General features: G+C 60.1%; 18 protein-coding genes. 11 read left to right on the forward strand and 7 right to left on the reverse strand.

Translation table 11 applies throughout. From position 1 onward, the window contains the following. Window positions 1-14: 14 nt before the first annotated feature. Window positions 15-1,373, reverse strand: a complete 1,359-nt coding sequence (thrC, locus tag VSP_RS11680; RefSeq protein WP_009960788.1) for a threonine synthase — start codon at window positions 1,371-1,373, stop codon at window positions 15-17. Window positions 1,374-1,572: 199 nt separating this feature from the next. On the opposite strand from thrC, the gene VSP_RS11685 reads away from it, so the two are divergent. The 10 genes from VSP_RS11685 (at window position 1,573) to VSP_RS11730 (ending at window position 16,164) form a co-directional block, all read left to right on the forward strand. Then, a complete protein-coding gene (locus tag VSP_RS11685; RefSeq protein WP_009960789.1) occupies window positions 1,573-3,180 on the forward strand; it encodes an ABC-F family ATP-binding cassette domain-containing protein in 1,608 nt (535 codons plus the stop codon). Window positions 3,181-3,609: 429 nt separating this feature from the next. Further along, window positions 3,610-3,843 (forward strand): hypothetical protein, encoded by a 234-nt coding sequence (locus VSP_RS11690; RefSeq protein WP_009960790.1) that lies wholly within the window; start codon window positions 3,610-3,612, stop codon window positions 3,841-3,843. Between the two features lie 89 nt (window positions 3,844-3,932). After that, window positions 3,933-5,369 (forward strand): DUF4126 domain-containing protein, encoded by a 1,437-nt coding sequence (locus VSP_RS39290; protein ID WP_009960791.1) that lies wholly within the window; start codon window positions 3,933-3,935, stop codon window positions 5,367-5,369. A gap of 158 nt (window positions 5,370-5,527) precedes the next feature. Continuing rightward, entirely contained in the window at window positions 5,528-7,747 is a 2,220-nt protein-coding gene (locus VSP_RS11700) for an SLC26A/SulP transporter family protein (protein WP_009960793.1), read from the forward strand. Window positions 7,748-7,894: 147 nt separating this feature from the next. Continuing rightward, entirely contained in the window at window positions 7,895-9,769 is a 1,875-nt protein-coding gene (locus tag VSP_RS11705) for a potassium transporter Kup (RefSeq protein WP_029190364.1), read from the forward strand. 109 nt (window positions 9,770-9,878) lie between these two features. Further along, a complete protein-coding gene (locus VSP_RS11710) occupies window positions 9,879-11,756 on the forward strand; it encodes a potassium transporter Kup (protein ID WP_009960795.1) in 1,878 nt (625 codons plus the stop codon). 208 nt (window positions 11,757-11,964) lie between these two features. Next, on the forward strand, window positions 11,965-13,503 hold the full coding sequence (gene purH / locus VSP_RS11715) for a bifunctional phosphoribosylaminoimidazolecarboxamide formyltransferase/IMP cyclohydrolase (RefSeq protein WP_009960796.1): 1,539 nt from the start codon (window positions 11,965-11,967) through the stop codon (window positions 13,501-13,503). A gap of 128 nt (window positions 13,504-13,631) precedes the next feature. Further along, window positions 13,632-14,378 carry a pyridoxine 5'-phosphate synthase gene (locus VSP_RS11720; RefSeq protein ID WP_009960797.1) on the forward strand — a complete coding sequence of 249 codons (747 nt, stop codon included), beginning with the start codon at window positions 13,632-13,634 and terminating at the stop codon, window positions 14,376-14,378. Window positions 14,379-14,397: 19 nt separating this feature from the next. After that, entirely contained in the window at window positions 14,398-14,781 is a 384-nt protein-coding gene (gene acpS / locus VSP_RS11725) for a holo-ACP synthase (protein WP_009960798.1), read from the forward strand. A 174-nt stretch (window positions 14,782-14,955) separates the two neighbouring features. After that, window positions 14,956-16,164, forward strand: coding sequence for a magnesium transporter (locus VSP_RS11730; RefSeq protein ID WP_044133510.1), 1,209 nt, complete (start codon window positions 14,956-14,958; stop codon window positions 16,162-16,164). Window positions 16,165-16,426: 262 nt separating this feature from the next. Here the strand turns inward: VSP_RS11730 and VSP_RS11735 are convergent, their stop codons facing one another. Continuing rightward, window positions 16,427-16,747 (reverse strand): catalase-related domain-containing protein, encoded by a 321-nt coding sequence (locus tag VSP_RS11735; RefSeq protein WP_009960800.1) that lies wholly within the window; start codon window positions 16,745-16,747, stop codon window positions 16,427-16,429. Between the two features lie 93 nt (window positions 16,748-16,840). On the opposite strand from VSP_RS11735, the gene VSP_RS11740 reads away from it, so the two are divergent. Continuing rightward, window positions 16,841-17,713, forward strand: a complete 873-nt coding sequence (locus tag VSP_RS11740; protein WP_009960801.1) for a LysR family transcriptional regulator — start codon at window positions 16,841-16,843, stop codon at window positions 17,711-17,713. Between the two features lie 12 nt (window positions 17,714-17,725). Here the strand turns inward: VSP_RS11740 and VSP_RS43005 are convergent, their stop codons facing one another. The 5 genes from VSP_RS43005 to VSP_RS35060 form a co-directional block, all read right to left on the reverse strand. Further along, entirely contained in the window at window positions 17,726-18,061 is a 336-nt protein-coding gene (locus tag VSP_RS43005) for a cupin domain-containing protein (protein WP_009960803.1), read from the reverse strand. Window positions 18,062-18,902: 841 nt separating this feature from the next. Next, a complete protein-coding gene (locus VSP_RS39295) occupies window positions 18,903-19,718 on the reverse strand; it encodes an urease accessory protein UreD (protein WP_157210846.1) in 816 nt (271 codons plus the stop codon). Window positions 19,719-19,736: 18 nt separating this feature from the next. Then, window positions 19,737-20,399, reverse strand: a complete 663-nt coding sequence (gene ureG, locus VSP_RS11760; protein WP_009960806.1) for an urease accessory protein UreG — start codon at window positions 20,397-20,399, stop codon at window positions 19,737-19,739. Window positions 20,400-20,417: 18 nt separating this feature from the next. After that, complete coding sequence (locus VSP_RS11765; protein ID WP_009960808.1) at window positions 20,418-21,092, reverse strand: urease accessory protein UreF; 675 nt, start codon at window positions 21,090-21,092, stop codon at window positions 20,418-20,420. After that, window positions 21,082-21,513 carry an urease accessory protein UreE gene (locus VSP_RS35060; protein WP_009960809.1) on the reverse strand — a complete coding sequence of 144 codons (432 nt, stop codon included), beginning with the start codon at window positions 21,511-21,513 and terminating at the stop codon, window positions 21,082-21,084. Before VSP_RS35060 ends, VSP_RS11765 begins: the two co-directional genes overlap by 11 nt. Between the last annotated feature and the right edge of the window lie 68 nt (window positions 21,514-21,581).

A 21,581-nucleotide genomic window follows, 5' to 3' on the forward strand; every position in this document is an offset into this window, starting at 1 on the left:
TTTGTGCACCAGCGCTATTCCGCGTGATGCGCTGTGATGAACGCCTTCAGTGCTTCCACATCGGCGGGCAGGGGATTGGTGACCAGGGGCAGCGCCTTCAGCATCTCCAGAGTGGGGTGCAGCGGTTCTTGGCCCGTGGACTGGGTCACTACCTCGGGGAATTTGGCCGGGCTGGCGGTGGCCAGCACGACGCTGGTGCGATCCGCGGCCATGTCGGTAAAGGCGCAGGCGGTATGGGGGTCGGCCACATATTGATACTGCTGCCAGATGCGGGTGATCGTCTGTGCGATGCCGTGATCCGCCATGCGGGAGGCGCGGAAGGTGCCTTCAGGGGAGGGAAGGAGGACCGGAGCCCCGGACTTCATCGCGCCCATGACATCACGAACGCTTTCCGGGTCTTCATCCAGAAGGAAGTAGAGGAAGCGTTCGAAGTTCGACGCCGCCTGGATGTCCATGCTCGGAGCATAGCTGGGCTGGACCTCACCGGGCACGTATTCGCCCTTGGTGAAGAAGCGGTACAGAATGTCGTTGTGATTTGTCGCCACGCGGAAGCCCACGTCCGGCAGACCCATGCGGTGGGCCATCCAGCCTGCAAGCACGTTGCCAAAGTTGCCCGTGGGCACCACGAACTCCACGTTTTTGCGGTTTTCCTCGGGCAGGCGAAGCCAGGCCCAAATGTAATACACGCACTGTGCGAGCACGCGGGCGATGTTGATGGAATTGACCGCTGAGAGGTGCTGGGATGCGGCAAAAGCGGTGTCGCCAAAGGTCTCTTTTACCATGCGCTGGGCGTCATCAAAGGTGCCCGGCACCGGAATGGCGAAGACGTTGGCTGCGCCGGTGCAGGCCATCTGGCGCTCTTGAAGAGGGGCCACCCGGCCTTGAGGATAGAGGATGAAAATGTTGATGCCTTCCTGCCCCATGCAGCCGTGAATGGCGGCGGAACCTGTGTCCCCAGAGGTGGCACCCAGCACCGCCAGACGGTGGCCCGTGTGCGCGACCTGGCGCTTGTAGAGCAACCCCAGCAACTGTAGGGCAAAGTCCTTGAACGCCAGGGTCGGGCCGTGGAAGAGCTCCAGAACAAAGGTACGATCATCCAGCTTCTTAAGCGGAGCCACGTCTGGGGAGTCGAACCGTGCATAGGCCTGAGTGGTCAGGCCCAGCCATTCCTCATGCGGGATGTCGGGCGCAAAAAGAGTGAAAAACTCTGCGGCCAGTTCGGCATAGGAAAGCGTGGCCCACCCGGCCAGTTTGGTGCTGATGTCCGGCCAGGATTCGGGCAGGAACAGGCCGCCATCAGGTGCCAGTCCGGCTTCAACGGCTTCAGCAAAGGTGTGCGGGCGAGTTTGGCCGCGGGTGGAAATGTAATGCATGAGGTGGGCGTGCAGAGGGGCTGGAAAGGTGCCTCAGAATGGGAAAATTCAAACTTCAAATACCAAACTTCAAGAGCGAACGGGTGCCGCTAGGCAGCTGGGAGCCAGCTTGAAGTTTGATTTTTGGGATTTGAAGTTTCCCCGCCGGGGCGTTCGGCATTTGCTTTTCGGCTATTTTGACGGACATAGACGGTCCGCCATGCTGACCCTGCGCAACGTTACCAAGTCCTTCAACAATCGTGTCCTGTTCAAGGATGCCTCCATGACCATCAACTATGCCGAGCGTGTGGCATTGGTGGGGCCGAACGGGGCGGGGAAGTCCACGTTGTTCTCCCTAATCCTGAAAAATGATACGCCGGATGCAGGTGAGATTGAGCGTGATGAGTGGACGACGATTGGCTACCTGCGCCAGGAAGCGGAGCCGACCGGGAATGAAACCATCCTCGACGTCGCTACCGGCAAAGCCGGGGAGATGGAGCGTCTGGAAGCGATTCTGAAGAAGTGCGAGGCGTCAGGCGACGTGAGCTCCATGGAGTATCTGGAGGCTCACTCCCAGCATGAGGCACTGCACAACCCCCAGGCGGAGGCCAAGGCGAAGAAAATTCTGAAGGGCTTTGGGTTTAAGGACGTCGATCAAGACCGCCCAGCCAGGGAACTGTCCGGCGGCTGGATCATGCGCGCCCACCTGACCCGCCTGCTGGTGATCGAGCCCGATCTCCTGCTCCTGGACGAACCTACGAACCACCTCGATCTCATGTCGCTCTTGTGGTTCCGCAATTACCTGAAGAACTATCCCGGCGCGATCCTCCTGATTTCCCACGACCGGGATTTCATGGATGAGATCATCGAGACCACGTATGACATCGATGAGGGCAAGCTGATCGCGTACACGGGGAACTACTCCGACCACGTGAAGCAAAAGGAGGAAGCCTGGGAACGGGCGACCCAGGCGTACCGCAATCAGCAGAAGGAGATTGAACACATTCAGGAGTTCATTGACAAGTTCCGCTCCGTGGCCTCCAAGGCGTCCCAGGCGCAGAGCCGTGAGAAGCAACTTGCGAAGATGGAAAAGCTCGAGAAGCCCAAGCCGCTTCGCAAGGCCTTCCGTTTCAACTTCCCCCAACCCACCCGTATCGGCCAGCGCGCCATCGGGCTGGAAGGCATCCACCAGGCCTACGGTGAGAAGAAAGTGTACAATGGCCTTGATCTCGACATTGAGCGTGGTGAGCGCACCGTGCTGGTGGGGCCGAACGGCGCAGGTAAATCCACGCTGCTGAAGATCATGGCCGGAGTGGTGCCATTCCAAAAGGGCGAGCGCCGTTTGGGGGCCAACGCCAAGCTGGGCTATTTCTCCCAGCACCGCGCTGATACACTGGACCCGGAGAAGACCATTCTCGACGAGGTGCGTGACTCTGCCGCGGATCTGAGGGATGACGACATTCGAGCCATTTTGGGCAGTTTCCTCTTCAAGCGTGAGGATGTGTTCAAGAAGACCAAGGTACTGAGCGGGGGCGAAAAGAGCCGTCTGAATCTGGTGAAGTTCCTCGTGAACCCGCCCAACCTCCTGCTCATGGACGAGCCCACGACGCACTTGGACATCTGGAGCATCGAGGGTCTGATTCTCGCCCTTCAGCGGTTCGAGGGAACGCTCGTCTTCATCAGCCATGACGTGCACTTCATCCGCACTTTGGCGACGAAGGTGCTGCACATCAACGCCGGCCAAGTCACCGCCTTTGCGGGTGATTATGACTACTACCTGGAGAAGAGCGGCATGGAGGAAGATGCGAGGGCCGCGGCCGTTCTATAGACAGGATTAAAAAGATTGGGTCTTGGGTCTTGGGTGGCGCGTTATCTCATGAACCCGGAGGGTTCGCCATGCGTAGCCATGGGTCGGCCGAGCGTAGCGAGGACTACCCATGGAATACTGGACGAGGTATTCTACCGCGGAGCGGTAGGCCCATAGCGGCCAAGAGACGAACTGGGTCCATCGCGGATTGACCTTGGCGGTCGGCAACACGATGGGCCTACCGCTCCGCGGTAGAGGATGTGGGGGCGCGCATCCATGGGTTTCACTCGCTTCGCTCGCTGCACCCAAGGCTACTCATGGTGAACCCTTCGGGTTCGTCGTGGGAGGAGGTGATCCTGTGATTCGCAAGGGCAGATGCCGCCCAAGAGCACCCCTTGAAAATTGAAGTTTGAGGTTTGAATTTTGAAGTTTCCTCTTTGATCTTCTCCCATGGCCCTCGGAACCAAGAACCGTCTGCAGCAAACGGCCCAGGAATGCCGGCAGTACCTTCGTGAAACTCATGCCGACCAGCGGGAGCTTGTGGAGGAATACATCCTTGAGATCGAGGGGCCTGAACATGCGGCGGATCCCGCCCAGTGGAACCAGTTCGTCGATATCAAGCGCAGCAGGGCGGAGATGCTCCTGCGCCTGGACGCGGCGTTTCGGCAGTGGTTGAATGGTTGACTGGAGTCTTCCCTGGCCGGTTCATCCCGCCCGGTCTTTGAACACAGGTGCTGGCGCTTCGTCAGAGGTCGTGATAGCTTGGCTCCAACATGCACATCCTGGAACAACTTGGTGTCGCGCTCGGGCTCGCCTCGCTGGCGGGGGTAAACCTGTACCTTACCGTGCTGCTGGCCGGTCTTGCGGTGCGGTTTGACTGGCTGCATATTGCCGCTCAGCACCAGAATCTAGAAGTGCTGGGGCATCCCGTGGTGCTGTTCGTCGCGGGACTGCTCTTCTGCCTGCAGTTCTTTGCCGACAAGGTGCCGTGGGTGGACTCACTGTGGGACAGCGTGCACACCTTCATTCGCCCGGTGGGCGGCGTTTTGTTGGGCGTGGAAGCGGTGGGCGACATGCCACTCTACGTGAAGGTAGCGGCTGCGTTCCTGGCAGGAGGGGCTGCGCTCACCGCTCATGGGGCCAAGGCCGGTACGCGCCTCCTCGTCAATCAATCCCCGGAACCAGTGAGCAATGTGGCGGTAAGTGTGTCCGAAGATGTGGCCGTGGCTGGAGGCGTAGCGCTGACGCTGCTCAATCCCATGGTGGCACTGATCACGTTTGGCAGCATCCTCATCATCCTGTGGTTGTTGTTGCCCCGTCTCTGGCGTGCTTCCAAGGCAGCATTGTGGCTGGTGTGGAGGAAGCTGCGCATGCCGGGCATGCGGCGGACACTGGCCCAGCCTTTGGAACTAGAAAGGCGGGTCAGCGATGACCTGAAGGATCTGCTTCTGCTTCAGGTGGGCCTTGATGAAAATGACGTGGTGGCCACCGTGCGCTGCCTCAGTGGTAAAGGCCGGGGCGTGCGGGGACTCAGCAGCAATCTGCCAGGTTTGCTGGTGCTGACCCGACAGAAGGATCACGTTTACTTTGCCGCAAGCAAAGGTCTGAGCGACCGGGTTTTTCGGCTGCCGCTGGAAGGTGTGGAGATCCAGACGGACTCCCGTTTTTTAAGTGAAAATCTGTCGCTGGAAGGGGCCGCCTTTCGCGCTGTCTTCCGCTTCCCCAGAGGGGAGGGCGACGTGGTCGAGACGCTGGCTCTCCGCTTGCGGGACAATCCCTTGCCTCAAGACAAAGTGGCGGAGGCTCCGGTGGTTTCAGGAAGCAAACAGGTCCGGATCAAGCCGGGAACGGGGCAGTTGCCCGCTGTTGGTGTGGATGCACCGACTTCGCCAATCATGCGCCCCATTCCAGGCCTTGCCGGGGTTTTAGAATCGCCACCACGATCTGCTGCCGCGTCCGCACCAGAGCAGGTCGGTGCGCCAGATTTGAAAGGGCCCGAGTCTGCCAGCTTGAAGCCGCTGGTCCTCCCGCGGCCCAGTGTGAGCAGTGAGGTGGTCTTGCGCCCCCTGGATGATCCACCCGCGATCAGTGAGCCCCAAGCGGACCTTCCTCTCCCGGCGGATTCCCCGTCAAATGAGGAGTCTGACAAGCCGGCTGAGGGAGCAGAGCCCAAGAAAGAGGCCCTGCCCGCGTTCCCTGCGTTGCCGTAAAGTCGGGCCGTTTTGGGGGCTTGTGACTTTTTTGTTGCACAATAGTGCCGCCTCTTCTGCGGCACCTTCCTATATGAAGGGGGATATCAGCGCTGCGGAGTATTGACGGTGGTGGACTCTCGTCCGTCGGTCCGACGGCCGACTGATCTCTGCCAGTCATGTCTCACCCCCAACGCTCCAAGTCTTCTGCGGCCGCGCCGCCTGTCGTTTCCCGCAAGCTGCCGCATCCCTCAGAGTTTCTAGCTGGGTTTGTGACCTCCCTGGTGGGCTTGGTTTACAGCATCTCTTGCGCCGCCCTCGTTTATTCCGGGAACCTCACGCCCTGGCTGGGTTATGGGCTGGTCAGTTCACTGGTGACGGCGGTCGTGCTGGGGCTCGCAGTGGCGTGGCGCAGTTCTCTGCCGTTTGCCGTGGCAGGACCGGATACCCGGGCCGCTGCCATCCTTGCTGTGGCAGTCTCTGCGGTGGCGGCTAGGGTTGGAGGAACCAATCCCATGACGGCGCTGTGGCTGACGGTGATGACCAGCGGCCTGAGCACCGGTGTCATTCTCTTTCTCCTGGGGCGGTTCAAGGCCAGCCGCTTCATTCGCTTTATTCCCTACCCTGCGGTGGGCGGCTTCCTGGCAGGCACGGGCTGGCTGCTGGTGACGGGGGCGTACAAGGTGATGACAGGGCAGATCCTGACCTCACAATCTTTGGCGGCTCTCATGAACAGCCCCTCCACTCCCATTTGGATGGCGGGGCTGGGTTATGCACTGGTGGTGCTGGTGGCCACGCGCCTGATTTCGCACTATCTGACGCTGCCGTTGTTGGTGATTTGCGGGGTGGGGGTGGCCTACGCTGTTGCATGGGGCAGTGGGATAGGCGTGTCGCAAGCCCGGGAGATGGGGTGGTTTTTTGACATGCCGGCTCCGGTCTCCCTATGGGAGCCGTGGCAGCAACTCCGACTCGATCCCGGTCTGGGACCTCTCATTGCTTCCCAGGCAGGAAACTTCGTGGCGCTCGCGATGGTGATGGCCATCACCATCCTCCTCTCTGCCACAGGGCTGGAACTGAAGACCCGTAGGGATGCCAATCTGGATCTGGAACTGGAGGTCAATGGGTGGGGCAACGTGCTTTCTGGCATGGCGGGTGGCATGGCGGGGTGCCTCTCCATCAACCGCACCCTTCTGAACCACCAAGCCGGTGCCCGCACCCGGCTCGCGGGCGTACTGGTGGCGCTGGTGTGCGCCGTCGTTCTGGTGTTTCGGTGGCCTCTTCTGTCCTACACCCCCAAGCCCTTGCTGGGTGGGCTTTTGCTCTATCTCGGTCTGAGTCTCCTGCATGAGTGGCTCATTCTCAACTGGAGCCGTCTCTCCCGGGTGGACTACGGCATCGTGGTGGTCATTCTGTTGGCGGTTGCGAGCTTTGGCTTCCTGCCGGGTATGTTGCTGGGAGTGGTGATTGCGGCCATCTCCTTCGCCGTCAACTACAGTCGCATCAATGTGGTCAAACACGCCCTCACCGGCTCCCAGCATCGCAGTAATGTGGAGAGATCTCCTGCCGCAGAGCGGTATCTCCAGGAGCATGGGCGGGAGGTTCAGATCTTCTGGCTGCATGGATACCTTTTCTTCGGCACGGCCAACCGGCTGGTGGACGATGTTCGGCGGAAGATTCGCGGTGCCGATGGCAAGGCGCCGGTGAAGTACCTCATCCTCGACTTTGCCCGGGTGAGCGGCATGGACTCCTCTTCCGTGCTGAGCTTTGCCAAGATGCGGCAGACCGCCCGTCAGCATGACGCGGTGATCCTGTTCTGCCGTGTGCCAGAGGCTCTTTCTGAGAAGCTGCATGGGGAGACTCCCAGCAGTGAACGGACGCGCGCGTTTCACGATGTGGACCGGGCGCTGGAATGGTGTGAAGACCAACTGCTGGAGCACGCGGACCGGGAGCGGACACAGTACAACGGCCTGCTGGATCTGGTGAATCAGCAGTTCGGCAGCAGTACCATGGCACGGGCGTTTGTCGGGTATCTGGAGCGTCTAGATGTCACGGCTGGTACTTACCTGTGCCGGGAAGGGGAGGCCTCCACGAGTCTCTACTTTGTGGAACGAGGCCGCATCTCCGTGACTGTGGAGCTGGCCAACGGGCAACAGAAGCGGCTTCGCTCCATGGGGGCGGGGACGGTGGTGGGAGAGATGGGCTTGATTCTGGGGACGCCACGGTCTGCAGCTGTCGTGGCCGATCTGGACAGCCGGGTCTATCGCCTCTCCGCAGAGTCCTTGCGACAGATTCAGCTGGAGGTGCCAGAGATTGCCACAGCCTTCCAACAGTTCCTCCTGCGCCTGCTGGCGAGACGGCTCGTGGCGGCGAATGGTGAAATCAAAGCTCTACTCGATTGATTTTCCGTGGAGGCAAAGAGGTTTGTTTGTAGTTGATAATCAATTGGTTATGAGCGTGTGTGCAGGTTGCCTCTTGCGAAAATCATGCTTCGGTGCATAGGTGGTCTCCCCGTATCATGGGTCGCGGCAACGCGCGAAACCCCTCCAATGTCACAACATAAATCTTCGAGCTGGACGCTGGCGTTGCTTGCCCTAGGGGTGGTGTACGGAGACATTGGGACGAGCCCGCTGTATGCCTTGCGGGAGTGTCTTCATGGTCGCTATGAGGCCGGGAATGCGCTCACCGTTCTGGGTCCTGTATCGCTGATGATCTGGTCGCTGACCATCATCGTGATGATCAAATACCTGTTCCTCCTGAGCAAGGCGGACAATCAAGGCGAGGGAGGGATCTTTGCCTTGTACTCCCTGCTGCGTCAGCAAAAAGCGGGCTTGAGCAAGCGGGCGGTGGGCGTGCTGAGTCTGATCGCTCTCGTGGGGGCGGCTTTGTTATATGGAGACGGCATCATCACTCCGGCCATTTCCGTTTTGGCAGCGGTGGAGGGGATCGAGCGGGTCAGCCCGGGATTGCCGCATTGGGTGATTCCTGTCATTGCGGCTTGTATTCTTCTGGGGCTGTTTCTCGTGCAGCGGCACGGCACAGGGCGCATCGGTGGCAGTTTTGGTCCGGTGATGCTGGTCTGGTTTTCGACTCTGGCCGCGCTTGGGCTCTGGCATCTGCTCCGCGATCCAAGCGTCCTCTGGGCGCTTTCCCCTCACTACGGGGTGCAGTATCTCTGGTATGAAGGAGGGCAGGCCTTCCAGATCATGGGGACGGTGCTGCTGGCGGTCACGGGCTGTGAGGCCTTGTACGCGGACATCGGCCACTTTGGCCGGGAGGCCATGAAGCGCTCTTGGATTTATGTCGCCTATCCGGCGCTCGTGCTGAACTATCTGGGACAGGGAGCGCTCCTCATGAACAATCCCAAGGCGGTAGAGCACCCCTTTTACAGCATGGTGGAAGGCAATCTCCTGATCCCGCTGGTCATCCTGGCGACCCTGGCCACCATCATCGCCTCCCAGGCCATGATCACGGGAGTGTTCTCCCTCACCCAGCAGGCGGTGCAGTTGGGCTTTGTGCCCCGGCTCAAGATCGTCCACACCTCTCCAGACGTCCGCGGCCAGATCTACATGCCGCAGATCAACACCCTGTTGTGCGTGGCGTGTCTCGGTTTGGTGCTGTACTTCAAGGAATCATCCGCGCTGGCCTCGGCCTACGGTCTTTCCGTCGCCTCTGACATGGTGCTCAGCAGCATCTTGCTGTTTATGGTGATGACCCGGCTGTGGAAGTGGGAGACTTGGAAAGCAGCCATTCCAATCACTCTCTTTCTGCTGCTGGAGAGTGGGTACTGGCTGGGCAGCATCTTCAAGCTCTTCCACGGGGCATGGATTCCGCTTATCATCACGGGCCTGCTCTGGATGCTGATGAAAACCTGGCGGGACGGCCGCGCCATCCTCATCAAGCGGGTCACCCGCAGCCTGGTGCCGGTGGTGCATCTGGTGGATGAGATCAAGCGTGGCAAGATTCATCGCGTGCAGGGCATTGGTGTGTTCATGTCATCCTCTGGCGATGGCCTTCCTCTGGTGCTGTTGCATCACCTGAAGCACAACAAGGTGCTGCATGAGGTGGCGGTGTTGCTGACGGTGAAGTTCGAGGAGGAGCCCTTCATCGCCTCAGAGCGCCGTGTGGAGGTGGTGGACTTGCACGAGAGCTTCTTTCGTGTGATCCTGCACTACGGCTACAGCGAATCCCCTGAGGTCATGCGTGACATGTGCCGCGCGCTGAAGGATCGTGGGATCACCAAGCTCAACGACATGAGCTTTTACCAGAGCCGCGAGCTGTTGCTGACCGATGGCAACGGTCGCATGGCAACATGGCGCAAGAAGCTCTTCGTTTTTCTCTCCCGTGTGGCGCGTCCCGCCACCGGCTACTTCCAGCTGCCTTCCCGGCAGGTGATTGAACTCGGTATTCAACTCGAACTCTGATCGACGTAAAACGCCGCCCTGCTGGCATGAACCCTGTTCACAAACCACCCTGCCAAAGTTGAGGGAGAAAATTCTCCCGGACCCGAAATTCTTGAGGGCCGGGAATGCTATGCAACACAACGACACGTCAAAAAGCTGGCCCCTGGCGCTCGCCGCCTTGGGGGTAGTGTATGGGGACATCGGAACCAGCCCGCTGTACGCACTGCGGGAGTGTTTGGGAGAGGGGAGATTCCTTTCGACCGATCCGGTGACGGTGCTTGGGCCTGTGTCGCTGATGCTGTGGTCCTTCATTCTGATCGTCTCAGTGAAGTATCTGCTCATGCTCACCCGGGCGACGAACCAGGGAGAGGGCGGGGTGTTTGCTCTGCTGTCCATCCTCAAACAACCGGTGGCCGGGCTCAGTTCCAAGGCCATCTCGTGGCTGGGGCTCTTTGCCATCCTCGGGGCGGCGCTCATGTACGGGGACGGCGTGATCACGCCCGCCATTTCTGTGCTCTCGGCCGTGGAGGGGTTAAAGGAAATCGACCCCCACTTTGAGCAGTACATTGTGCCGGTGGCGGTGGTGATCCTGCTGGGGGTGTTTTTCGTGCAAAGGCACGGCACCCATCGCATCGGGGCCAGCTTTGGCCCGGTCATGGTGGTGTGGTTTCTCGTGCTGGCCGGGACTGGGATGGTGAATGTGGTGGAGCATCCGGCGGCTCTGAAGGCTCTATCCCCACACTATGGGGTGCGCTACATCCTGGAGCATGGTCACCATGGGGTGGGCATCATGGGCTCGGTGCTGCTATGTGTGACCGGGTGTGAGGCTCTCTATGCAGACATCGGCCACTTTGGGGCCACGGCCATGCGTCGCTCCTGGTTCCTCCTGGCGGGACCGGCGCTTTCCCTGAACTATATGGGTCAGGCGGGCCTGGTGCTGGCGAATCCGGAGGCGCACGGCAACCCTTTCTACCGCATGGTGCCCGGCGGCTGGCTGGTTCCCATGGTGATCCTGGCGACCATGGCGACCATCATCGCCTCCCAAGCGATGATCACTGGTGTCTTCTCCCTCACGCAGCAGGCGGTGCAGCTTGGCTACCTGCCGCGGCTCAAGATCAAGCACACCAACCCCGATCTTCGCGGTCAAATCTACATGCCGCAAATCAACACCCTGCTGTGCGTGGCCTGTCTGGCGCTGGTGGTGGGCTTCGAAAGCTCTGGCGCCCTCGCCGCCGCCTATGGGTTGTCCGTTTCAGCCAACATGGTGCTGAGCACCATCCTCTTTTACGCCGTAGCGGTGCGCGTCTGGAAGTGGTCGCTCTGGAAGGCTCTTGTCCCGGTGGTCGCCTTCCTGCTGCTGGAGTGCTCGTATGTGGCGGGCAGCCTGACGAAGTTGTTCCACGGGGCTTGGATGCCGGTGCTGGCCACCGTCGTGCTGTGGATCGTGATGAAAACCTGGCAGGATGGGCGGGCTATTCTCTGGCGGCTGGTCAAGCAGGGGCAATTGCCGACGGAACACCTCATCGCTGAGCTGGAGAACAACCGGATCACTCGCGTGAAGGGGACAGGCGTTTTCATGAGTGGTACCGCTGATGGTCTGCCGCTGGTCCTGCTCCACCACCTGAAGCACAACAAAGCCCTCCATGAACGGGTGGTACTGCTGACCATCCAGTTCCATGAGGAGCCGTATGTGAAGGAAGAGAAACGGGTGTCTGCCATTGAGCTGGCTCCCAAGTTCCACCGGGTGGTGCTGCACTACGGCTTTGTGGAGTCACCAGACGTGATGCGGGACCTCTGCCATGCGTTGCAATTCAAGAAGATCCACGAAATGAGCAATATCAGCTTCTACCAGGCGAGAGAGCTTCTCCTGCCTACGGGGCGGGGGAAAATGGCCGAGTGGCGCAAGAAGCTTTTTGTCTCCCTGTCCCGCGCTGCCCGTCCGGCTACCGGCTACTTTGACCTGCCCTCCCGGCAGGTGATTGAGCTGGGGATTCAGATGGAACTGTGACAGACCCTGATGCGGGTTGAAGCCGAGACTGTTGGACCGGGTCAGGTGGGGAGCACGTCTGCCCCCTGACCGGATTTAAAATCAAAAATCACAATTTCAAAATTTTCCCTTCACCCCAGCGGCAGAACTCCGGCGTGAAATATTCCCTTTGCACCGGGGGTTTTCCTTCTATGTTCCGCCGCTCGCCCCAGCAACCATCACCTATTTAATGAGCATTCAACGAGCGCTTCTCTCTGTATCCGACAAGACCGGTCTTGCGGATTTTGCCAAAGGTCTGTCTTTGATGGGGGTGGAACTCCTCTCCAGCGGTGGCACGGCCAAGTTCCTGGCAGCGGAGGGCATCGAGGTGAAGGAAGTCTCTGAGTTCACCGGCTTCCCTGAGCTCTTCGACGGGCGGGTGAAGACCTTGCACCCCAAGATTCACGGTGGTCTCCTCCAGCGTCGCGATCTGCCAGAGCACAAAAAACAGGCGGAAGAGCACAACATTCCCTGCATCGATCTCGTGGTGGTGAATCTCTATCCGTTTGAAGAGACCATCTCCAAGCAAGATGTGACCTTGGAAGACGCTATTGAGAACATTGACATCGGTGGCCCCTCCATGCTGCGCTCAGCCGCCAAGAACTACCAGAGCGTGACGGTCATCACCGATCCGGCGGACTACTCGACGGTGCTCAAGGAAATGAACCACAACAAGGGGGACACGAAGCTGTCCACCCGCGAGCGTCTGGCCACCAAGGTCTTCCAGCGTACGGCTGCTTACGACGCCGCCATTGCCCGCTACTTGAACAAGGAGCAGGAGACGGCCAAGAGCTTCAACCTCAGCCTGCCACTCTACAGCGAGCTGCGCTACGGTGACAACCCGCACCAGGAAGCCGCTCTATACGGCAACTTCGGCGACTATTTCGTGAAGCTGCACGGCAAAGAACTTAGCTACACGAACGTGCTCGACATCGAGAGCGCGGCGGGGATTGCCCTTGAGTTCCGTCGTCCTACGGTGGCCATCCTCAAGCACACCAATCCGTGTGGCGTAGGCTGTGCGGACGGGGACCTGCGCGAAGCGTGGGAAAAGGCTTTCGAAACCGACAAGCAGGCGCCATTTGGCGGCGTGATCGTCACGAACCGTCCCATGACCCTTGGCCTTGCCAAGATCATCGGAGAGATCTTCACCGACGTGATCATCGCTCCTGACTACGAGGCGGATGCCCGCGCCCTGCTTCAGAAGAAGAAAAATCTGCGCCTCATCCAGATGCTGCCGAACGTGGCGGAAGCCCTGGCTCAACCAGTGCTGCGCTCCGCTCCCGGCGGACTCATGGTGATGGACAGTGATCCCAAGGCCCTCGGTCTCGACAATATCGAAAGCAAGGTCAAGACCAAGCGTCCTCCGACGACAGAGGAGATCGAAGCCATGCGCTTTGCCTGGCGCGTGGTGAAGCATGTGAAATCCAACGCCATCGTCTTCGCTTCCAGCGACCGGACCCTCGGTATCGGTGCCGGCCAGATGAGCCGGGTGGACTCCTGCCGCATTGCGGTGTGGAAGGCCAAGGAAGCGGGCTTGTCCCTTCAGGGCAGTGCCGTGGGCAGCGATGCCATGTTCCCCTTCGCCGATGGGCTCATCGCCTGTGCGGACGCCGGTGCCACCTGTGCGATCCAGCCGGGCGGATCCATGCGGGATGAAGAAGTCATCGCCGCTGCCAACGAGCGGGAAATGGCAATGGTCTTCACCGGTTCACGGCATTTTAAACACTAGGGGCAGAAAAGTTATGAGTTGAGCGTCAGGAGTTAGGAGAGGGGACATCTCCTCCTGACTCCATAATGACAGACGGTACGACGGCGTGACTCATAATTCCTTCCTCATAACACCTACCTCCTGTATTCATGCTCTCCCTCGGTGTTAACATCGATCACGTGGCGACGCTGCGTCAGGCGCGGTATGCCACCATGCTGGATTCACCCAATGCCGAGCCCGTGCTGCTGGAAGCCGCGCGGGAGTCGGAGGCAGCGGGGGCTCATTCCATCACGGTGCATCTGCGGGCGGATCGTCGGCACATCCAGGATGCGGATGTCTGGCTGCTGAAGCGTGAGCTGAAGGTGAAGCTGAATCTGGAGATGGGCAACACGCCGGAAATTCTGGACATTGCCCTGGAGGTGAAGCCTGACTTCGCCTGCCTCGTGCCGGAGAACCGCCAGGAGATCACCACCGAAGGCGGTCTGGATGTGCCAGGGTACGCCAAGTCCCTCAAGGCAACTACCACCCGGCTCAAGGAGAACGGCACCCTGGTCAGTTTCTTCGTGGATCCCGTGCTGGATCACATCTATGCCGCGGCCGACTGCGGGGCAAACATGGTGGAGCTGCACACCGGCACCTTTGCCAACGCCACCGGGGAAGCCCGTGCGGTGGAGGTTTCCCGTCTGGTGGCGGCTGCCGCGCTGGCCAGGGATCTCGGGCTACAGGTCAACGCCGGCCATGGGTTGACGACGCGCAATCTGCCCGACCTCTTCACAGTTCCGCATCTGGCGGAGCTCAACATTGGGCACAGCCTCGTGGCCCGTGCCATCACCGTGGGCTTGCGCAGGGCTGTGGAAGAAATGCTGGAAGTGATGGCTGCCTACGGGAAGCATTGATCACGTTAAACTTTACTGGATGACACCCTTTTCCACCGGCCTGGACCTGGTCGAGGTGCCCCGCATCCGGGCGCTGCTGGCGAAGCACGGCAATCGGTTTAAGGAAAGAACGTTCACCGCCGGCGAGATTGCCTACTGCGATGCCTGCGCGGATCCCGCCATCCACTATGCCGCCCGTTTTGCGGCCAAGGAGGCTGTGGCCAAGGCGCTGGGAACAGGCTTTGCCGATGGGGTGAGCTGGCAGGATATCGAGGTTCTGAGGGACGGGCGGGGGTGTCCATCGATTGAGCTGCATGGTGGAGCCGTGCATGTGGCGGAGTTGTCCGGGATCAAGAAGGTATTGCTGAGCCTCACCCACACCAAGGAGATGGCTGCGGCCAGTGTGGTGGCCTGTTCAAGCTGAGCCTGGTGGTCTTCGAGGTTCATAGCCGAGTGAAGTCTGCTGGGTGAATTCACTTATGGTGTGGAGAAACAAGGGGCGGGTGCCAATTGATGGCCCGGTTTTCAGCCTCAAGAATCGATGGGTCTGTGTGTGATTTCTCATTTGCCCTCCCGGGGAGAACGGCAAGAATGGGCGATGCTCCCTCGCGAAGACATTGATCAACTGGCTGCGGATACAGTCCAGCGGGCGCCCCATGAGGCTGCCGAACTCCTCACCGGCCACAAGGACGAGGACGTGATCGCGGTGTTGGAGCTGGTGAACCCATTGGTCTGTCAGCAGATCCTGCGTGAACTGGATGATCGCCGTCGGTCGGAACTGCTGGCTTCTGCACCTGTGGAAAAGGCCCGGCAGTGGATGCGGAACCAGGAGTACCCAGAGGACAGCGTGGGCTGGCTCATGGAACCTCCCGTGGCGGTGTTCCGCGCGCACATGACGGTGCGCGAGACCATCGAGGCCATGCGGAAGCTCACCAAGAAGGCCTTCATCACCTATGGCTATGTGACCGATGGCCACAATAAACTTATTGGGGTGCTGGTCTTCCGTGACCTCATGCTGGCCGAGGCGGACAAGAAGCTGAGTGAGGTGATGTACACCAATCTCTTCTGGCTCAACCCCCAGATGGCGTTGACCGACGCCATGAAGAGCACCCTGAACCGGCACTTCCCAGTTTATCCGGTCTGCGACGAGGATGGGCACCTGATGGGCCTCGTGCGCGGGCAGGCTATTTTCGAGGCCCGTGCCATGGAGCTCTCCGCCCAGCCGGGTACCATGGTGGGGGTGAATGAGGAGGAACGTCTCTCCACTCCCATGCCGCGCAGCCTCTGGATGCGCCACCCTTGGCTCCAGTTCAACCTCCTCACCGCCTTCATCGCCGCCGCGGTTGTTGGCGTGTTCCAGAAGACCTTAGACGAGATCGTGATTCTCGCCGCGTTTCTCCCGGTGCTCGCTGGTCAGAGTGGCAACACAGGCTGTCAGGCCCTGGCGGTGTGCCTGCGTGGCCTGACGCTGGGTGACCTCAAGCCCGGTGATGAAAAAATCCTCTTTGCCAAAGAAGGCGTTCTGGGACTCCTGAACGGCGCGCTGGTCGGCGTGGTCGCCGGGGTGGGCATGTACGTCTTTGCCCGCATGCAGGGCAACGAACACGCCTTCATGCTGGGCGTGGTCGTGTGGATCTCCATGATCGCAAGTTGCGTCATCAGCGGATTGTCCGGGGCGTTGATTCCGCTCACGCTTCGTCGTTTCGGGGCCGATCCTGCCACCGCGTCCAGCATCTTCCTGACTACCGCGACTGATGTCGTGAGCATGGGGACCTTCTTGGGGTTGGCGACGTGGTTGATTCGGTAGGGGGGGACGTTAGGGGTTAAGGGTTAGAAGTTGGATGTTCTGAGCCGTGGGAGACTGTCTCGTTACGACTGAGGGGATCTGGCGGTGTAGTCCGACGGTCTCCGACGGTCAGGCAGCGGAGGGATTGCACGTGAAATACCAGGTGGCGCGGCCACCAAACAAAGAGGGCGGCCGGAGCCGCCCTCTGGGGATTTGGTGGGGTGTTTTTTATTGGGGAGGAGTGGCCATTGGGGTTCAGTATCCACTCACAGGGGGCAGGGGCTCAGGCACTGGTGGGCGCCGGAGTGCAATGAAGCGACCGACGCTGCGACAAAGCGCGTGGCACGGAAAAGCCGAGGGCATTCGCCAGGCCGATGCCATAGGAGGGATCGGTCCGAAAGAGGTCACAAATTTGTCGAAGCTGTACCTCGCGCGGCAGCTCTCCCATGAGTCGGGCAATGTTGCCGAAGAGACGCTTCTGAAGATCCGCCGTCATGAACCGGAAAAGATGACCGGGCTGGCTGAATACTTCATTCTCCCCGACGGCAGCTACCGTCGCGGACTTCGGCAGGGGAGCGAACTTGAGTGCAAGAGTGGGTGACATGACGGGAAGATCTTGTCGTTGAATAACCCATTCTTGTTCAGAACTTGCTATAGTTAAAATACTATGTTCCTATTGCGACTATAGATACAGCCTATGGAATTGCATCAGCTCCGTTACATGGTGGCCGTGGCACGGACCGGAAATTTTAGCCGGGCGGCGCAAACCTGCCATGTGTCCCAACCCTCTCTGAGCCAGCAGATTCAGAAGCTGGAGGATGAGCTGGGCGAGCGGCTTTTTGACAGGTTGCGCCGACATGCCAAGCTGACCCAGGCAGGTGAGCGGTTCCTGCCCAGGGCGGTGCGAATTTTGGAGGAGATGGATGCCGCGACCCGGGAAGCGCGGGCTGCCAACGATCTGGATCAGGGCCGGATCACGGTGGGCGTGCTGCCCACCATCGCTCCCTATTTATTGCCAAAGCTCATCGCTGCCTTCAGCGCGAAGTATCCTGGTGTGCAGGTCGTCGTGCATGAAGACACCACGGCCCGTCTCCGGGAGCTGACCGCCGCCTGTGAGGTGGATATCGCGATTGCCAGCCTGCCGCTGCAGGATGAGCGGTTTGAGGTGCGGGAGCTGTTTGACGAGGAGCTGCTGCTGGCCCTTCCGAACAACCACCGCCTGGTGGACCAAAAGAAGATCATTCCAGAGGACTTGCTGGAGGAGAAATTCATCCTCATGAAGGAAGGGCATTGCCTGGGCGATCAGGTTTTGCACTTCTGCCATCGCCAGGATTTTCACCCTCAAGTGAGCTGTCGAAGCGCGCAAATGGAGACGGTGCAGTCGCTGGTCCAGTCCGGCATGGGCATCACCCTTGTGCCCAGGATGGCGCTACAGGAGGATAGATCCGTGAAGCCGGTGTATCGCTCCTTAAGTGACCCCTCGCCAAAGCGCACCATTGTGGCCTTCTGGCCCAGACAGCGCCCTCTGGGAAAGGCGGCGGCCGCCTGGCTGAAGTTGATGGAGGAGTGAGGGGGGCGCTGGTTATTCCTCGCCCCGGTAATAGTCGTCGTCTTCACCCCGCACCATGCGGCGCTCCGGGGATCGGACCAGCCATTTGTTGCTGTCCGGATAGTGGCACGATTCGCCGATCGGATTGTCCGCCACCACGTAGATCAGGAGGTCGGTATCTCCATTGTTGATGAGTTGGTGAGGCTCACCCGGCTTGAAGACAAAGGCATCGCCCGATTCAACGGGCTCGATCCCTGCCTCGTGACGTACGGTGCCGACGCCGGAGATCACGTGGTAAAATTCCCACTGGGCACTGTGAGAATGATAGGGGTACGGTGTGGCTCCAGGCGGAATGCGCAGGATCTCCACATCGAATGGGTGCCGAGTGAGTAGATCTGTGGACTGGGCATCCCGTCCCAGGGCGATGGAAAGTGATTTGCTGGAGCCGAGGAACCGGCCTTTGGGAGCGGAGGAATGGCGCGTGGAATACGACGCCCGTAGTGAACGATCATTGCTCCGAGGAAGGGTGCGAGCCGCAGTTGCGCCAGACCGCCACAACTCCTTCGAGGTAGTCTCTCATCTCACCCATACCCAACGTAGCATCGCTCAAGGCTCGTCAAAGTTGGGCTTGTAGCAGTATCCTCTTCAAGGAAGAGCTTCGCCTGATGTGAAGGGGGGACGCTGAAAGGCAATCTGACGATCAAGCCCCCATGGACTTTCAACACGTGATCCCGACTTGTCGGGATTTTGGGAGTGCGGCGAGAATCGCCGCTTTGGGGAGTCCTGTGTAGGTGGAAATGCCGGATGAAGGGAGCGGAGGATGTGGGCTTCGGTGGGGAACGAAGGGTTCAAGTAAATCACAAGGCCCGGCGAAGGCGGTGATTCTCACCGCAGTCCCAAAAGCGCTGCGCGCTCAGGCGGAGGAGGCGGTGAGGGGGCTTGGGGCCTTTGATCGGCTTGCGATGCTTGAGGGCTGAAAGCCCGGCCTCATAGGAGCCTTGGGCAACGCCCAAGGTTGGCGTTGGTTTAAGATGTTGAGGGCTGTAGGCCCGGGGTTATTCAGGGATGCTCTTCGTGGGCAGGCTCGATGAGGCCTGGCCTTCAGCCCTCTATGAATATTGAGATGCACACCTTGGGCGTTGCCCAAGGCTGTGATGATGCCGGACCTTTGGTCCTTCTGAGGCAGAGCTTCTGCATTGGCAGCCTCCTCTCAATACCTTCCCAGGGTCGGTTGGGCCTTTCCGCGTGCTTGGTAGATCACGGTGCGCAGGTCTTTGAGCAGCTTACGGGTGACCAGGGAGTCCCGGCAGATGGCCTTCACGGTCCAGGCATTCACGTTGCCAGCAAGCGGGGCGGATCCCAGATAGACGGAACTCACATCTCCTCCGAGGGCCTCGACCTCCGCTTGGGGAAAGGGCACGCCCTCTGGCAGGATGACGAAACACCCGAGGTAGTGGGCGAGATCAAACGGGAGGCGAAGGGACTTGAGGCTGGCGTCGTCTGGACGAAGCCGGTAACGCTCCCGGGCAATCAAGACGTCGCCTGACCACACGTCGGTATCCCAGCAGAGCTCCTCGAACTCAAAGGCCTCGCCGCGAGCGACGCGTCCCGGGGAGAGCCACTCAAAGAAGAGAAGTTCGCCGCCGGGCGCGACCTGGATCACATTGTGCTGGCGGTAACGGGCACCGGCGTGGGGAATGAAGGGTTCCGGGTAAAACTCAAGGAAGCCTCCGGCACCCACGGTCATGGTCTGGCGGACCAGGGCGGTATCACCCTTGCGGGAGCGGTACACGCGGCTGGAACTGGGCGTGGTCAGGACCAGAGAGGCCCCTGGATCGACGGTGAAATTCAAATTGATCTCGTCGTTGTCAAAGATGCCCGCAGTGGGATTGACGAGATTGGTCACCAGTGCACCTGCATCCACATGCGGCTTGCTCAGATGCATCGGGGCACAGAAGGACTGCTCCCGTAGGTACGGGATGCTGCCGTCCCGGAGGGCGCAAGCGAGGTGAAGGTGGCCTTTCAAGGGAGGGAGGGCGGACGCTTACACGAAGAGATACTCACGCTTCAGCCAGCCGATGAGATCGTCTTTGCCCTTCTCCGACTTGAGGTCGGCAAACAGGAACGGCCGGTTGCCGCGCATCAGCTTGGCATCGCGATCCATCACCGCCAGATCTGCGCCCACATACGGGGCAAGGTCGGTCTTGTTGATGAGTAGCAGGTCGCTGGTGCGGATGGCCGGGCCGCCTTTGCGCGGGATCTTGTCTCCTTCGGCGACATCGATCACGTAGATGTACGCATCCACCAACTCAGGGGAGAAGGTGGCGGAAAGGTTGTCGCCGCCGCTTTCAATGAGGATCAACTGCAAATCGGGATGGCGCTTCTCCAGCTCGATGACCGCAGCCATGTTCATGCTGGTGTCATCGCGGATGGCGGTGTGAGGGCAACCGCCGGTCTCCACGCCCATGACGCGATCTGCGGTGAGGACGTTTTGCCTGATCATGAACTCGGCGTCTTCACGGGTGTAGATGTCATTGGTGATGACCGCCATGGAGTACTCCTCCTTGAGCCACTGGCTGAGGCGCAGCACGCACATGGTTTTACCAGAGCCCACCGGGCCGCCCACTCCGATGCGGATGGGGCGCTTGGACTCAAACTCGGACCCGTCGCTGGCAGCGGCGGGAGAAGGGGAGGCGGGGAGAGACATGTGAGGAAGGAATGGAGTTTAGGAAATAAAGAGACGTTCCTGCGCTCGGGCATGGCGCATGGAGGAGATTTCCAGGAGCGGATTGAACCAGCCAATATGGGAATTGTCCTCCACACGCATTGCGGACTCGATGTGTGGAGCCAGCGTGGCCATGGCGTGCCGTACGATGAGCTGGCAACGCTCCTGGCCCATGCGCATGAGTTTCATGGAGGCGGTGGCATAGCCGCTGAGGGTCTGCAGGCCGAAGGCGCAGCCCGCAGCAGCGGCAGGCAGGGTGCGCAATTCCAACGCACAGATGATGAGGTGATGACAGGGGGCGTCGCGCTTGGCGTACTGCTCCAGCAGCGCGCTGTTTTCCAGCTTGTGGGCCATGACGAGGCGCCGCGATCCGAGCTGCCGGCTCGCCTGCCGCAGTTCCGCCGCGAGCTTCCAGGCTTCCAATTCGTCGTCCAGCGCGCGGACTGTATTGAGGTCTTCGGCGGCTGCTGCGGCGTGGGCGCGGGCGAGAAAGGGGAGCTCAAAGGCCTTCAAGCTGGGGATGATCTGCTCGTGCAGAAACTTCTCCAGATCTTCCGGTTTGCGGATGTAGTCGCGCTGGGTGAGCTCCTCCAGACCCATGGAATGCGCATAGGCTCCGCTGGGGAACTGGGAGTCATTGACCTGGAGCAGCCAGGGGAGCCATTCAGGAAGCATGGGGCACCACGCGCATGGGGTTGAAGATGGCCATCGCTTCCACGACCTTCCATTTCTCACGCTCAAAGAGCTGGGTGATGGCGGAGTCGTGGAGGATGCGAACGCGATCCGGCAGAACCTGGATGGGGAAGTGCAGGTTGCCCACCTTCCAGCCCACCAGGGCGGCAAATTCAGGCGTGGGCGTTTCGATTTCGTAGATGAGTTCGGGCTGCTGCAGGACGACGTAGTCGTGAGTGCCGGTCTGATGGATGACGCACCCGTGATTGAGGCGGGTTTCCAGATCAAAGCCGAACTCTGTGCCGTCGGGTGCACTGATGCGCCAACGCCTCTTCAAGAACATGGCGCGCTCCACCAAGAGGTGGACCTGTTCCGCAACGGGTCTCACGGATTGGGGGGCAAGTTTGTTCTTGATGAGGATCATGGAAAAGACACAAGACTTGGAGACACAAGACGCAAGACCTGAGTCAGAAGGCGTTGAGGCCCGGACTG

The organism is Verrucomicrobium spinosum DSM 4136 = JCM 18804 (genome assembly GCF_000172155.1).
Lineage (GTDB): Bacteria > Verrucomicrobiota > Verrucomicrobiia > Verrucomicrobiales > Verrucomicrobiaceae > Verrucomicrobium > Verrucomicrobium spinosum.

What these genes read in the sequence shown, in the direction of transcription:
- VSP_RS11685 (WP_009960789.1), top strand. Translation starts at nt 1,573, where the DNA reads ATGCTGACCCTGCGCAACGTTACCAAGTCCTTCAACAATCGTGTCCTG.
- ureG (WP_009960806.1), bottom strand. Translation starts at nt 20,399, where the DNA reads ATGTCTCTCCCCGCCTCCCCTTCTCCCGCCGCTGCCAGCGACGGGTCC.
- VSP_RS11765 (WP_009960808.1), bottom strand. Translation starts at nt 21,092, where the DNA reads ATGCTTCCTGAATGGCTCCCCTGGCTGCTCCAGGTCAATGACTCCCAG.
- VSP_RS39290 (WP_009960791.1), top strand. Translation starts at nt 3,933, where the DNA reads ATGCACATCCTGGAACAACTTGGTGTCGCGCTCGGGCTCGCCTCGCTG.
- VSP_RS11710 (WP_009960795.1), top strand. Translation starts at nt 9,879, where the DNA reads ATGCAACACAACGACACGTCAAAAAGCTGGCCCCTGGCGCTCGCCGCC.
- VSP_RS11740 (WP_009960801.1), top strand. Translation starts at nt 16,841, where the DNA reads ATGGAATTGCATCAGCTCCGTTACATGGTGGCCGTGGCACGGACCGGA.
- VSP_RS11700 (WP_009960793.1), top strand. Translation starts at nt 5,528, where the DNA reads ATGTCTCACCCCCAACGCTCCAAGTCTTCTGCGGCCGCGCCGCCTGTC.
- VSP_RS11730 (WP_044133510.1), top strand. Translation starts at nt 14,956, where the DNA reads ATGCTCCCTCGCGAAGACATTGATCAACTGGCTGCGGATACAGTCCAG.
- VSP_RS11735 (WP_009960800.1), bottom strand. Translation starts at nt 16,747, where the DNA reads ATGTCACCCACTCTTGCACTCAAGTTCGCTCCCCTGCCGAAGTCCGCG.
- thrC (WP_009960788.1), bottom strand. Translation starts at nt 1,373, where the DNA reads ATGCATTACATTTCCACCCGCGGCCAAACTCGCCCGCACACCTTTGCT.
- VSP_RS11690 (WP_009960790.1), top strand. Translation starts at nt 3,610, where the DNA reads ATGGCCCTCGGAACCAAGAACCGTCTGCAGCAAACGGCCCAGGAATGC.
- acpS (WP_009960798.1), top strand. Translation starts at nt 14,398, where the DNA reads ATGACACCCTTTTCCACCGGCCTGGACCTGGTCGAGGTGCCCCGCATC.
- VSP_RS35060 (WP_009960809.1), bottom strand. Translation starts at nt 21,513, where the DNA reads ATGATCCTCATCAAGAACAAACTTGCCCCCCAATCCGTGAGACCCGTT.
- VSP_RS11705 (WP_029190364.1), top strand. Translation starts at nt 7,895, where the DNA reads ATGTCACAACATAAATCTTCGAGCTGGACGCTGGCGTTGCTTGCCCTA.
- purH (WP_009960796.1), top strand. Translation starts at nt 11,965, where the DNA reads ATGAGCATTCAACGAGCGCTTCTCTCTGTATCCGACAAGACCGGTCTT.
- VSP_RS11720 (WP_009960797.1), top strand. Translation starts at nt 13,632, where the DNA reads ATGCTCTCCCTCGGTGTTAACATCGATCACGTGGCGACGCTGCGTCAG.